The 12,914-nt window shown below is 68.3% G+C and carries 13 protein-coding genes; 9 read left to right on the plus strand and 4 right to left on the minus strand.

What is annotated here, in order from left to right:
* The first annotated feature begins 87 nt into the window (after positions 1 to 87).
* A complete protein-coding gene (locus WKI94_RS09695) occupies positions 88 to 510 on the plus strand; it encodes a hypothetical protein (protein ID WP_337845537.1) in 423 nt (140 codons plus the stop codon).
* Positions 511 to 578: 68 nt separating this feature from the next.
* Here WKI94_RS09695 and WKI94_RS09700 read toward each other — a convergent pair whose 3' ends face one another.
* On the minus strand, positions 579 to 1,781 hold the full coding sequence (locus WKI94_RS09700) for a thiolase family protein (RefSeq protein ID WP_337845538.1): 1,203 nt from the start codon (positions 1,779 to 1,781) through the stop codon (positions 579 to 581).
* A 91-nt stretch (positions 1,782 to 1,872) separates the two neighbouring features.
* Complete coding sequence (locus tag WKI94_RS09705; protein ID WP_337845539.1) at positions 1,873 to 3,843, minus strand: thioredoxin domain-containing protein; 1,971 nt, start codon at positions 3,841 to 3,843, stop codon at positions 1,873 to 1,875.
* A 34-nt stretch (positions 3,844 to 3,877) separates the two neighbouring features.
* Here WKI94_RS09705 and nadC point away from each other — a divergent pair, with 34 nt between their 5' ends.
* The 6 genes from nadC to bfr are packed head-to-tail and all read left to right on the plus strand — an operon-like array spanning position 3,878 to position 8,253.
* Positions 3,878 to 4,726: a carboxylating nicotinate-nucleotide diphosphorylase gene (nadC, locus tag WKI94_RS09710; RefSeq protein ID WP_337845540.1), complete on the plus strand. Its 849-nt coding sequence runs from the start codon at positions 3,878 to 3,880 to the stop codon at positions 4,724 to 4,726.
* A 24-nt stretch (positions 4,727 to 4,750) separates the two neighbouring features.
* The gene (locus WKI94_RS09715) at positions 4,751 to 5,002 is read left to right on the plus strand and encodes a CopG family transcriptional regulator (protein ID WP_337845541.1); all 252 of its coding nucleotides are present in this window, start codon (positions 4,751 to 4,753) and stop codon (positions 5,000 to 5,002) included.
* Positions 4,989 to 5,393, plus strand: a complete 405-nt coding sequence (locus tag WKI94_RS09720) for a PIN domain-containing protein (RefSeq protein ID WP_337845542.1) — start codon at positions 4,989 to 4,991, stop codon at positions 5,391 to 5,393. The genes WKI94_RS09715 and WKI94_RS09720 overlap by 14 nt, the downstream gene beginning before the upstream one ends.
* The gene (gene nadA / locus WKI94_RS09725) at positions 5,386 to 6,309 is read left to right on the plus strand and encodes a quinolinate synthase NadA (RefSeq protein ID WP_337845543.1); all 924 of its coding nucleotides are present in this window, start codon (positions 5,386 to 5,388) and stop codon (positions 6,307 to 6,309) included. Before WKI94_RS09720 ends, nadA begins: the two co-directional genes overlap by 8 nt.
* Complete coding sequence (locus tag WKI94_RS09730; protein WP_337845544.1) at positions 6,309 to 7,754, plus strand: FAD-dependent oxidoreductase; 1,446 nt, start codon at positions 6,309 to 6,311, stop codon at positions 7,752 to 7,754. Before nadA ends, WKI94_RS09730 begins: the two co-directional genes overlap by 1 nt.
* Before the next feature lie 19 nt (positions 7,755 to 7,773).
* Positions 7,774 to 8,253: a bacterioferritin gene (bfr, locus tag WKI94_RS09735; RefSeq protein ID WP_337845545.1), complete on the plus strand. Its 480-nt coding sequence runs from the start codon at positions 7,774 to 7,776 to the stop codon at positions 8,251 to 8,253.
* On the opposite strand, the gene WKI94_RS09740 is transcribed toward bfr, so the two are convergent.
* Positions 8,250 to 8,579: a helix-turn-helix domain-containing protein gene (locus tag WKI94_RS09740; protein ID WP_337845546.1), complete on the minus strand. Its 330-nt coding sequence runs from the start codon at positions 8,577 to 8,579 to the stop codon at positions 8,250 to 8,252. The two genes, bfr and WKI94_RS09740, sit on opposite strands and share 4 nt — an antisense overlap.
* 22 nt (positions 8,580 to 8,601) lie before the next feature.
* Between WKI94_RS09740 and WKI94_RS09745 the strand changes: the two genes are divergently transcribed.
* Together WKI94_RS09745 and fbp are read left to right on the plus strand one after the other, a co-directional pair.
* Positions 8,602 to 9,078 (plus strand): thioredoxin family protein, encoded by a 477-nt coding sequence (locus tag WKI94_RS09745; protein ID WP_337845547.1) that lies wholly within the window; start codon positions 8,602 to 8,604, stop codon positions 9,076 to 9,078.
* A 91-nt stretch (positions 9,079 to 9,169) separates the two neighbouring features.
* Complete coding sequence (fbp, locus tag WKI94_RS09750; protein ID WP_337845548.1) at positions 9,170 to 10,261, plus strand: fructose-1,6-bisphosphate aldolase/phosphatase; 1,092 nt, start codon at positions 9,170 to 9,172, stop codon at positions 10,259 to 10,261.
* Here fbp and WKI94_RS09755 read toward each other — a convergent pair.
* Positions 10,258 to 11,319: a tyrosine-type recombinase/integrase gene (locus WKI94_RS09755; protein WP_337845549.1), complete on the minus strand. Its 1,062-nt coding sequence runs from the start codon at positions 11,317 to 11,319 to the stop codon at positions 10,258 to 10,260. The two genes, fbp and WKI94_RS09755, sit on opposite strands and share 4 nt — an antisense overlap.
* Between the last annotated feature and the right edge of the window lie 1,595 nt (positions 11,320 to 12,914).

Genomic DNA, 12,914 nt, shown 5'->3' on the forward strand with positions numbered 1-12,914 from the left:
GAAGGGTTTTGCCGAGGTGCAGGAGGTGTTGGAAGGGATGCTTCGGGAAAGGTATGCCCCCCGTACACAGACGCTTACACATAAATCTTGACACGACCGGATCTCCTCAAAGGCCGTCGCACCAACCCCACCACCCTTTGGCGCATGCACAAGGCCTACCTGGCAGCCAAGGGTCTGGCCGAGGTCCGGCAGGAAAACCGCATCCTGGTGGAGCCGGAGGAGGCCCGGGTTCTGGGGGAGGCCTTGGACCTTATGGAGAAGGGCCTGAAGCCGAAGGAAGCCTTGGCTAGGGCCATGGGGGAGGCCCCTATGCCCTCGAGGCGGGGAGGGAAGAAGGCCCAGGCCCCTTCTCTGGAGCCCTGGGGCGAGCTTCTGGAGGAGCTCCGCCTCCTGCGCAAGGCGGTGGAGGCCATCGCTGAGCGCCTGGAGGAGCGCGCCCCGCGCCGCGTCCGGGTGGAGGCGCCTCCCCCCACCCTGGAGGAGGTGGCCCGGGTCCTGAAGGGGGAGTAACCCTTAGGAGGCTTGGGGGAAAGGCGGCCTAGGCCCTTCTTCTGGGGCCCTACCGAGGCGGAAGCTTCTTAAAGGGCCTCCACCACCATGGCGATGCCCTGGCCCACGCCGATGCACATGGTGGCGAGGCCGAGGGGGGCTTTGCGCCTTTGCATCTCATGGACCAGGGTGGTGAGGATGCGGCCCCCGCTGGCCCCCAAGGGGTGGCCGAGGGCGATGGCCCCCCCGTTGGGGTTGAGCCTTTCGTCCTCGGGGTCCAGGCCCCACTCCTTGAGGACCGCCAGGGCCTGGGCGGCGAAAGCCTCGTTGAGCTCAATGACCCCCAGGTCCTCCAGGCTGAGCCCCGCCCGGTCCAGGGCCTTCCTCGTGGCCGGCACCGGCCCGATGCCCATGATCCTGGGGGGCACCCCGGCCACGGCCACGCTCCGTACCCGGGCCAGGGGCCTAAGCCCGTGGGCCTTGGCGTAGGCGTCAGAGACGAGGAGCACTGCGGCCGCCCCGTCGTTAAGGGGGCTACTGTTCCCCGCGGTCACCGTGCCCCCTTCCCGGAAGACGGGGCGGAGGAGGGCGAGCTTCTCCAGGGAGGTGTCCTCCCTTGGGCCCTCGTCCCGCTCCACCAGGACCTCCTCCTTCCCCCTCTTCACGGGCACGGGGACCACCTCCTCCTGGAAGCGCCCCTCCTTCCAGGCCCGCACCGCCTTCCGGTGGGAGAGGAGGGCGAAACGGTCCTGTTCCTCCCTGGGGATGCGGTACATCTCGGCCAGGTTCTCCGCGGTCTCGCCCATGCTCTCCGTGCCGTAGAGGGCCTGCATCCTGGGGTTCACCAGGCGCCAGCCCAAGGTGGTGTCGAACAGGGTGAGGTTGCCGGTGGGGAAGGGGCGCTCGCTTTTGGGGACCACCCAAGGGGCGCGGGACATGCTTTCCACGCCTGCGCCGATGTAGACCTGGCCTTCGCCGGCCCAGATGGCCCGTGCAGCCTGGGCCACGGCTTCCAGGCCGCTGCCGCAGAGGCGGTTGACGGTGCAGCCTGCCACCTCCACGGGGAAGCCGGCGAGGAGGAGGGCCATGCGGGCCACGTTGCGGTTGTCCTCGCCGGCCTGGTTGGCGCAGCCGGCGTAGACGTCTTCCACCTCTTCTTTGGGAATGCCGGCGCGGTCCATGAGGGCGGCGAGGGTGTGGGCCAGGAGGTCGTCTGGGCGGACGGGGCTGAGGGCGCCCCCGTGCTTGCCGATGGGGGTTCTGACGGCTTCCACGATCCAGGCTTCGGGCATGGGACCTCCTTACCGACCGTTCGGTTACAGCTTAGGGGATGGGGTGGGGGGTGTCAATTGCTTGGTGGGGAGATTTTACGCACGAGCATATTTAATCGTGAAAAATATCACTAGCACCATGCACCGCCCGCACCTCCCCCCAAAACGCCGCCCAACCCCCCACCGGAAGCCGGCAAGCCCCTTCCCGGCAGAGGTAGGCCTTCCCCGCCTCCCGCCCCTCCAGGGCCGGAAGGGCTCCCATAGGACCCACCACCATCTGGGTAAGAGGCAAGTAGAGGCCCAGGGCCTCGGGGAAGAAGGGGGAGGGGAGGGGAAGGGCGAGCTCCGAGCCCTCCTTTAGGAGCCGGTGGGCCAGGAGGAAGCCCGGTAGGGCGTGGGGAAAGCGCCGGAGGAAGTAAGCCCGCTCCTCCAGGATCCTCCAGGCCCGCTCCCGGCAGTCCTCCCCAAAAGCCGCCCCCAGGCGGAAGAAGGCTTCCGCCAGGGCCGAGGCCCCCGAGGGCAAGGCGCCCTCCTCCAGCTCCCGGGCGGGGAGGGGGAGGGGCTCCAGGCCCTCCTCCAGCCGTCCTTCCCGGAAGAAGGCCTGCCAGGCCTCCTCGGCCAGGAAGCGGGCCCGCTCCAGATAGGGCCACTCCCCCGTGGCGGTGTAGAGCTCCAGGAGGGCTAGGACAGTGAAGGCCTGGTCGGAGAGGAAGGCTTCCCCCCCCAGGTGGCCTCCCCGCCAAGTGTGGCGTACCAGGCCCTCCCGGGCCATCCCCAGGAGGAAGCGGGCCCCCCTTAGGGCGGCCTCGAGGTAGCGCCCTTCCCCTAGAAGCCGCCCCGCCTCCGCCAGGGCTCGCACCGCCAGGGCGGACCAGTCCGCCAGGAGCTTGTCGTCCAGGGCAGGGAGGACACGCTTTCCGCGCGCGGCGATAAGCCGCCTCCTCACCCCCTCCCGCCAGGCGGAAAACCCCTCCCCCAGGGTCCCTTTCACCTCCTCCTCCCCCCAGGCGGTGAGGACAGACCGCCCCGCTAGGTCCTCCCCCAGGGCGAAGTAGCGCCGGGCCAGGGGGAAGTCCCCTTCCAGGACCGCCTTCAGCTCCTCCTCCGTCCAGGTGTAGTAGCGCCCTTCCTCCCCCTCGCTTTCCGCATCCAAGGCGGTGTAGAAGCCCCCTTCCGGGGCCTGGAGGGAAAGGAGGAAGTCCAGGGTCTCCCGGGCCACCCGCAGGAAGAGCTGGTCCCCATAGATCCGGTAGGCCCCCAGGTAGGCCCGGGCCAGGAGGGCGTTGTCGTAGAGCATCTTCTCAAAATGGGGCAGGCGCCAGAAGCGGTCCACGGCGTAGCGGTGGAACCCGCCCCCCACCTGGTCGTAAATCCCCCCCAGGGCCATGGCCCGGAGGGTATGCCGGAGCATGGTCCGGGCGGGCTCCTCCCCCTTCCAGGCCAGGGGGAGGAGGTAGAGGAGGAGGGGCCCCTGGGGGAACTTGGGGGCGCCGCCGAAGCCCCCCCACTCGGGGTCAAAGGCCCGGTCCAAGAGGGCCAGGGCCTCGGCCTCGAGGCCCTCCGGCACCGGCCCCGGGGGCGGGGTGAGGCTCCGCCTCAAGGCCTCGGCGAGCCGGTGGGCCTCCTCCTCCACCTCCTTCCGCCCTTCCCGCCAGGCCTCGGCCACCGCCAGGAGGACCCGCTTGAACCCGGGAAGCCCCCTGCGGTCCTCCTTTGGGAAGTAAGTGCCCCCGAAGAAAGGCTTCCCCTCTGGCGTAAGGAAGAGGCTCATGGGCCAGCCCCCCTGCCCCGTAAGGCTCAGGAGGGCCCGCATGTAGGCCGCGTCCACGTCGGGCCGCTCCTCCCGGTCCACCTTCACCGGGACGAAGTAGCGGTTCAAAAGCCCCGCCACCTCCTCGTCCCGGAAGGACTCCCGGTGCATCACGTGGCACCAGTGGCAGCTGGCGTAGCCCACGGAGAGGAAGATGGGCTTGTCCTCTTCCCGGGCCTTCTGGAAGGCCTCCTCCCCAAAGGGGTGCCAGTCCACGGGGTCTTCCGCGTGCTGGAGAAGGTAGGGGCTCCTGGCGTGCTTGAGGCGGTTCACCCCCCCAGCCTACCCTGGGGCCTGGCGGGGCTTTGTGTTTAATGGAAGGGTGGATGTCCTCTTCCTGGACGAACAGCTCAAGGCTTGGCTCCGGGAGGACCTGGGGCACGGGGACCTCACCACGGAGCTTCTGGTGCCCGAGGGCATGGGGGGCCAAGCGGTCATCCGGGCGAAGGAAGCAGGGGTGGTGGCGGGGCTTTGGGTGGCGGAGCGGGTCTTCCGCCTCCTGGGCCCCGTGCGCTTCCAGGCCCTGGCAGGGGAGGGGGAGGAGGTAGGGGATGGGCGGGAGGTGGCCCGCCTCGAGGGCCCCTTGAGGGCCATCCTCATGGGGGAACGGCTCGCCCTGAACCTCCTCCAGCGCCTCTCCGGCATCGCCACCCTCACCCGGGCCTATGTCCGGGCCCTAGAAGGGACGAAAACCCGCCTCCTGGACACCCGAAAGACCACCCCCGGCCTCCGGGCCCTGGAGAAGTGGGCCGTGCGGGCGGGGGGTGGGGGGAACCACCGCTTTGGCCTCTTTGACGGGATCCTCATCAAGGAGAACCACATCCGGGCCGCCGGGGGGGTGGGGGAGGCGGTGCGCCGGGCCAAGGCCCTGGCCCCCCACCACCTCAAGGTGGAGGTGGAGGTCACCGCCTTGGAGGAGCTGGAAGAGGCCCTGGAGGCGGGGGCCGACCTCATCCTCCTGGACAACTTCCCCCTCGAGGCCCTCCGGGAGGCGGTGGGGCGGGTGGGGGGGCGGGTGCCCCTGGAGGCCAGCGGGAACATGACCCTGGAAAGGGCCCGGGCCGCGGCGGAGGCGGGGGTGGACTACATCTCCGTGGGGGCCCTCACCCACTCCCCCAAGGCCTTGGACCTCTCCCTCCTGGTGGTGCAGCCATGATGGCAGATCTGCTACCATGATGGCATGGTGCGGACCCAGGTCCAGCTCACGGAGGAGCAGGCCGCCCGGCTCAAGGCCAAGGCCCTGGAGGAGGGCACCTCCATGGCCGAGCTGGTGCGGAAGGCGGTGGAGCGGCTTCTGGCCGAGGAGGCCAACGGCGGCTATGGGGAGCGGGTCCAGCGGGCCCTGCGAGCGGTGGGGCGGTTCGCCTCTGGGGAGAAGGACGTGAGCGAGGCCCACGACCGCCACCTGGAGGAGGCCTTTGGTCTTCGTTGACACCTCCGCCCTCTACGCCCTCCTGGACCGGGACGATGCCCACCACCTGGAGGCGGCCCGCGCCTTCCAAAGCCTCCTCGCCCGGAGGGTGCGGCTCCTCACCCACGCCTATGTGGTCGTGGAGAGCCTGGCCCTGGTCCAGAGGCGGCTGGGGATGGAGGCGGCGAAGGCCCTGGCCCTGGACCTTTTGGGGGTGGTACGGGTGTTCCCCGTGGACGAGGCCCTGCACCAGGCGGCCCTCACCGCCCTTTTGGCCTCCGGGCGGCGGGACGTGAGCCTGGTGGACTGGACCAGCTTCCTTTTCATGCGGCAAAAAGGCATAGAGAAGGCCTTGGCCTACGACGGCCACTTTTTTGAAGAGGGCTTTCAGCCCGCTCAAGACCATGGATAGGGAAACCCTGACCCAAGCCATCCTAAAGCTGAAGCGCGAGCGCAAGGCGGTCATCCTGGCCCACTCCTACCAACGCCCCGAGGTCCAGGAGGTGGCGGACTTCGTGGGGGACTCCTTAGGCCTAGCCCGGGAGGCCCAGCGGACGGAGGCCGAGGTCATCGTCTTCTGCGGGGTCCACTTCATGGCCGAGACCGCGGCCATCCTGAACCCGGAGAAGACCGTTCTCCTCCCCGACCTCGAGGCCGGCTGCTCCCTGGCGGACAGCATCCGCCCGGAGGACGTCCGGGCCTGGAAGGAGGCCCATCCCGATGGGCTGGTGGTGGCCTACGTGAACACCAAGGCCGAGGTGAAGGCCCTGGCGGACGTGTGCGTCACCAGCGCCAACGCGGTGGAGGTGGTGGCCTCCTTGCCCCAGGACCGGCCCATCTTCTTCGTCCCCGACATGTTCCTGGGGGCCCACGTAGCCCGGGTCACGGGAAGAAGGCTGGACCTTTTCCCGGGGGAGTGCCACGTGCACGCGGGGATCCGGGAGGAGCACCTCAGGGCCCTCCTGGAGGCCCACCCAGGGGCGGAGTTCATGATCCACCCCGAGTGCGGCTGCGGCACGGGCTGCCTTTACCTCAAGCCCGACGCCAAGATGCTTTCCACCGAGGGCATGGTGCGCCACGCCAAAAGGGCGGCCCATTCCACCTTCGTGGTGGCCACGGAGGTGGGCATCCTCCACCGCCTGGAGAAGGAGGCCCCGGGCAAGCGCTTCATCCCCGTGAAGCCCGACGCGGTGTGCGAGTACATGAAGCGGATCACCCTGGAGAAGGTCTACCTCTCCCTGAAGGAGATGCGCCACGTGGTCCGCGTCCCCGAGGAGGTGGCGGAAAAGGCCCGGAAGGCCCTCTCCGCCATGGTGGCCGTGGGGTGATGGAGGCGGACCTCCTCGTCCTGGGGGCGGGGGTGGCGGGGGTTTACGCCGCCCTGGCCGCGGAGGAAAAGGGGGCCAAGGTCCTCCTCCTCTCCAAAGATCCCTTCCCTGCAGGCTCCACCCCCTGGGCCCAGGGGGGTGTGGCCTTCCCCCTGGACGAGGGGGACCTCGAGGCCCACCTCCAGGACACCCTGAGGGCGGGCCGGGGCTTGGTGGACCCTAGGGCTGCCCGCTCCATCCTGGAGGAGGCCCCCTTCCACCTGGAGAGGCTTAAGGCCCTAGGCCTCGCCTTCCACCCCGAGCCCACCCGGGAGGGGGGGCACAGCCGCCCCCGGGTGCGCCACCTCGGGGGGGACCGCACGGGGGCCCTTCTCCTCCAGGGCCTCAGGGCCCGGCTAAAGGCCCCCATCCTGGAGGGGTGGACCGCCTTAAGCCTCCTCGTGGGGGGCGGGCGGGTGGCGGGCGTCCTGGCCCTCGGCCCAGAAGGGCCCCTGGAGGTGCGCGCCGGGGCGGTGCTCCTGGCCACAGGGGGCTTCGGCCGGCTCTTCCCCGTGACCACCAACCCCCAAGGGGCCACGGGGGACGGGTTCGCCCTGGCCTTTCAGGCGGGGGCCACCTTAAGGGACCTGGAGTTCGTCCAGTTCCACCCCACGGCCCTTCCCGATGGCGCCCTGGTGAGCGAGGCCTGCCGGGGGGAGGGGGCGGTTCTCCTCAACGCCTTCGGGGAGCGCTTCATGCCCCGGTATGACGCCGCCGGGGAGCTCGCCCCCCGGGACGTGGTGGCCCGGGCGGTCTTCCAGGAGGGCCTGCGCACCGGCGGGGTCTACCTGGACCTAAGGCCCATCCCCCGCCTCGAGGCCCGCTTCCCTACCGTGGTGGCCCAGGCCCGGGCCCTGGGGCTAGATCCCTTGCGGGAGCCCGTCCCCGTGGCCCCCGCGGCCCACTACGCCATGGGGGGGGTCCTCACCGACCTCCTGGGCTTCACGGGGGTGAAGGGCCTCTTTGCTGCGGGGGAGGTGGCCTCCACCGGGCTCCACGGGGCCAACCGCCTGGCTTCCAACAGCCTCCTGGAGGGCCTGGTCATGGGCCACCGGGCTGCCCTGGCTGCCCTGGAGGACCTGGCCTTTCCCAAAGGTCCAGAGCCCCTCCCCGTCCTCGCGGCCCCTCCGGAGGTCCTCCCCGTGCTGCGGGAAGCGGCGGGGCGGGCCCTGGGGGTGGTGCGGCGGGGGGAGGCCCTGGCCGCCTTCCTCCGCTTCCTGGAGGGGCTTCCCCTGGAGGAAAAGCCCCTGGTCTCGAGGGCCGAGCTGGAGGCGGGCGGCCTCCTCCTCCTCGCCCGCCTTCTGGCCCAAGGTGCCCTGGAGAGGGCGGAGAGCCGAGGGGCCCACTTCCGGGAGGACCACCCTGAGGAGGGGGAACCCCGCCACTCCCTCTTCCGAAAAGGGTAGGATAGGGGTGGAGGCCCTTATGAAAGGACACCCCGAGGTGCTGAAAAGCCTGCAGGAACGGCTTTCCGAGGAGCTCGCCGCCATCTTGCAGTACATGGTCCACGCGGAGATGGCGGAGAACTGGGGCCTTAAGGCCCTGGCCCGCCACCTCAAGGCCCACGCCATGACCGAGATGCGCCACGCGGAGAAGCACATCGAGCGCATCCTCTTCCTGGAGGGCTTCCCCGAGGTGAGCCGCATCGGGGAGATCAAGATCGGCAAGACGGTGGAGGAGATCCTCTTCAAGGACTACGAGGGGGAGCTTCTGGCGGTGAAGGGCTACAACGAGACCATGAACCTGGCCCAAAGCCTTGGGGATAACGGCACCCGGGACCTGGTGGCGGAGATCCTTAAGGACGAGGAGGCCCACGTGGACTGGCTGGAGACCCAGCGGGAGCTCCTCAAGGCCCTGGGCCTCCCCAATTACCTCCAGCACCTGGCGGGGGAGATGGAGGGCTAGGGCACCGGGGTTTTCAGGTGGGCCTTTGCCCAGCGCTCTATGGCCGCCACCACCCCTTCCAGCTCCCGGCCCGCCTCCGTGAGCCGGTAGCGGGTTCTGGGGGGCATGTGGGACTCCACCTGTTTCTCCACCACCCCCACCTGGACCAGGTGCTCCAGGCGCTGGCTTAGGGTGGCGGGGTTCACCCCCCCCACGGCCCGGGCCAGCTCGTTGAAGCCCTTGGGGCCCGAAAGCAGGGCCCGGATGATGTGGAGGGTCCACTTCTCCTGCAGGAGGTTGATGGCGGCGTACACCGGGCAGAAGGCGCCCTCGTGGGCCTCGGCCATACCCTCAGGGTAGCATAGGGGCATGGTCCTGGAGGGGTCGCTCTGGGCCAGGGGGCTCACCTTTGAGGGCTTCCTGGCCCTCTCCAAAAGACGCGCCCTCCTGGAGGACTTCTACGCCCGGGCTCCAGGGGCCCCGCTCCCCAAGGGGGTGGCCTTCGTCCTGGCCCTGGTGGAGGACTGGTGCCCCGACTGCCAGCAGGCGGTCCCCGTCCTGGCCAAGGCTGCGGGGGACCGGGCCCGGTTTTTCCTTCGGGACCAGAACCCCGATCTTCGGGAGGCCTACCGGCTAGGGGAGAAGCGCATCGTGCCCACCGTGGTCTTTCTGGACGAGGGCTTTGGGGAGCTTGCCCGCTGGTACGGCCCGCCCCAGGCCGCCCGCGCCTTCCTCCAGGAGGCCCGGGGCCGGCTGGAAGGGAGGGCCCTCCTTGCGGCCTACCACGCCCGCTTCCCCGAGTGGGCGGAGGCCATGCGGGGGGAGTGGGAGGGGCTTCTTCCCTAACCCCGTTTCCAAAGCCCCACCCCTTGGGGTAGGGGCCAAGGGGTTGCCTTTCCGTAATAAGCGTGGAAACATGGAAATGGGAGGTTCCCTTATGAAGGTCACCTTAAGCGTGCTCAAGGCGGACATCGGCTCGGTGGGTGGGCACACCCTGCCCTCGAGGCGGGTGTTGGAGCGGGTGGAGGAGACGGTGCGGGCCGAGGTGGGCCGCCTCCTCCTGGACGCCTTTGTCTTCCACATTGGGGACGACATCGTCCTCCTCTTAAGCCACACCCGGGGGGTGGGGGATGAGGAGGTGCACGCCCTGGCCTGGCGGGCCTTCCAGGAGGGCACGGAGGCCGCCAAGGCGGAAGGGCTCTACGGGGCGGGGCAGGACCTCCTCAAGGACGCCTTCACCGGCAACCTCCACGGCCTTGGGCCCCAGGTGGCGGAGATGGCCTTTGAGGAGAGGCCCTCCGAGCCCTTCGTGGTCCTGGCTGCGGACAAGACGGAACCCGGGGCCTTCAACCTGCCCCTCTACCTGGCCTTCGCCGACCCCATGCACTGCCCGGGCCTCCTCCTTTCCCCTGAGATGCGCCCCGGTTTCCGCTTCCGGGTCATGGACCTGGCCCAGACGGAGCGGGACAGCTACATAGACCTCGAGGCCCCCGAGCGCCTCTACGACCTGGCGGCCCTCCTCCGTGACCCCCACCGCTTCGCCATCGCCGCCATCTGGTCCCGCCGGTACGGGGAGCAGGCGGCCGCGGTGAGCACCACCCGTCTTAGGAACATCGCCGGGCGGTACGTGGGCAAGGACGACCCCGTGGCCCTCGTGCGGGTGCAGAAGATCTTCCCCGCCACGGAGGAGCTTGCGCCCCCCTTTGCCCTCCTGCCCTTTGTGGCCGGGGACACCCGGGGAAGCCACCACCTCCCCCTCATGCCCGTAAGGGCCAACACCCAGGCCTCCAGCTTCTTCTGCGTGCCCATGGTGTGCGGCCTGGCCTTCTCCCTAAAGGGGGGGCGCCTGTCCGAGCCCGTGGACCTCTTCGCCGACCCAGCGTGGGACGCGGTGCGCCTTAGGGCCATGGAAAAGGCCATGGACATGCGCCGCCAGGGCTTCTACGGCCCCGCCATGCTCCCCATGGAGGAGCTGGAGTACACGGGGATCGCCGAGCGGCTTAGGGCGCTGGAGCGGGAGTTCAGCTAGGGCTTCTTCCCGTAAAGGTTGCGCACCGCCTCCTTGAGGCGGGAGCGGTCCATCTTGGCGTAGATCTGGCTGGTGCTCACGTCCGCGTGGCCCAGGAGGGTGGCCACCAGGTAGAGGTCCCCCGTGGCCTGGTAGAGCCTGGTCCCGGCCAGGTGGCGGAGGCTGTGGGGGCCGTAGTAGCGCCGGGGGGCCTCGAGGGCCCGCAAGGCCTCGGAAAGCTCCTTCCTTATGGTCCAGGCCCTAAGGCGCCTCCCATGGGCCTTCCGGCCCCCCAGGTTGACGAAGAGGGCCTTTTCCCCGGAGGCGGCGTAGAGGGCGCGAACCCCAAGCCAGGCCTGAAGGCCCTCGGCCAGATCAGGGGGAAGGGGGACGGTGCGGGCCTTGCCCCCCTTGCCCCTTTGGATGTGGAGCTCCTCCTCCACGGGGTCAAAGTCCTCCACGTTGAGCCCCTCCACCTCGGAGATCCTCAGGCCCACCTCGCCCATGAGCCTTAGGACGAGGAGGTCCCGGAAGCGTCGGTGTTCGGGCTCCTGGCCTCCTTTTTGGATTAGGTTTAGAAGACGTCGGTAGAGGGTCTGGGGTAGGGCTGGGCGGCGCTCATGGCGGGGCGTGGGGTCCTTGGGGGGCTTGACCTCGAGGGTAGGGTTTTCCCGCACCGCGCCTGCCCACTTGAGGGCCCGGTAAAGCGCCCGGACGCCTGCCAGGTAGCTGGCCGCGGTGCTGGGCTTTAGGGGTCGGCGCTCGCTTGGGGGCACGGTGTGGCCCCCGTGGGCCAGGAGGTCGGCCAGCCAAGCGTCTATATGGTCCGGGGTCACCTGTAGGAGGGGCACCTTGGGGCCCTCTGCGCCCTCGGGCCAAAGGTAGCGGAAGAAGTCTCGCACCGCCAGGGCATAAAGCTCCAGGGTCCTGGGACTTAGGGCGGTGCGCTTGCCGGACTTGTGAGCCAAGAAGTAGCTGAGAAGCCCGAGAAGGCCTTCCAGGTCCCCCTCGTGGGCCGCGCGGACGGCCTCGAGGCGGCGCTTGGCCGGGTCCTCGTAGTTGGGCAAGGGGCGGAGCATGGTCTGTGGCCAGTATAGCCCACCGAACACATCGCAGGCCCCCTTGATCGGTGAGGGTGGGCATTGATGTTGACAAGCAGGCAAACTCACGGATTAGAATATCCCTACCCCTAGAATGGGGTGCGAAGCTTTAGGAGGTCCATACTATGAGGCAAAAGGTTTTTCCCGTCCTTCTGTTGGGCTTGGCGGGTTTGCTGGCTTCCTGTGGGGGCGGGGCCTCTACCCCCAACAACGCTTCCGTGGGCACTTACAACTTTGGGGGGACTGCCCCGGGCCTGGCGGTGATCTTTTCCGGCACCTTGAACACCGTCTCCTCCCCCGACGGGCAGGAGTTGCGAGTGAAGGATGCCCAGGGAACGGTTATCCTTAGGAGAAGGCTTCTCGGGCGTGCAGGGCCGATTACTCGGGATTTCCTGGAGCCAAGCATCGCTATCCGGTCGGGTTCCTATACAGTGGAGGTAGATCTACCCGGGGCCAGAACCTTCACCAAGACGGTCCAGGTGGACGCTTCCCAGCTCCTTCCCCAGCCTGACTCCGTCAGCCTCACCGCCACGCGGAGCACAGCCACCATCAGCTGGAGCCCGGTGCCAGGGGCCCAAAGCTATTACGCGGCACTTGGGCTCGTGGACGACAACGGTAATTGGGGGGGGGTTGTAAAGGGCTGGCTCACCACTAGCACCAGCATGCAATTCTCCCTGCTTAACCTAACCCCAAACCAGGCCTACCGTGCAGTGGTTTTTGCGTACAATGCCGACCTAACCCGACAGCCCACCTCTGTACCCAATCAGTTCAACGCTTCCTTCCAGGCGAGCTCCGCCTTCACCGTGACCTCCCTGGGCACCCTGCAACTTCTGGACCTTCCCCAGAGGGACGGGGAAGGCGTGGATGGGGGTTTTCCCCGTTAGGGGCAGGTAGTTAAGGGGCGGGCCCTGGGGCCCGCTCCTTCTTTAATCTTTAAATCCTCACTAATCCACCTTAGTGAGAATTATTCCCCTTCAATAGCGCCTTCCACCCCTCTTTTCGAACATTTACCTGCATACTCAAGCCACCACCCTGCGCACCTGGCCAGTCCCTAAGCCTTGCGCCGAAAGCTCCTGGACTCCTGCGACCTGCCGGGCTGTCGTGCGCCCCCGCCGGGGTCACTCCAAGGCCTCCCTCGTGTCCAGCCTGCCAAGGCCTATGCAGATGAGTGACTCAAACCTTGCACCTCCCGCATAGCCTGCATAAACACCCATCCCCCCTCCTCCCCCCGGGGGCCATAGCGGATACGTGAGCCGCGCCCCTAGATTTGGATAACCTTAGCCTCCTCTTGATGTGATCCGACCCCTCAGCCTTTCCAACTCCGCCTCCATCACCTCCTGCGGTGTCCTGTACCCCAGCCCCGTGTGCAAGCGGCTCTCCCCGTAGTACCGGACCCGCTCCGCAATCACCCCCCTCAGCTCCTCCAGAGTCTTGGCTCCAAGATAGCCTGGTCGTGTAAGGAATTATGTGTAAGGGTATGTGTATGAATGGGGGTACCAACGGGAGAGGAGGTACCCCATGGATCAGGATACCCTCCAGATGATCTTGAGGGAAGCAGTGAGGGAAACGGTAAC

It is taken from the genome of Thermus sp., from assembly GCF_037444525.1.
Classification (GTDB): Bacteria; Deinococcota; Deinococci; order Deinococcales; family Thermaceae; genus Thermus.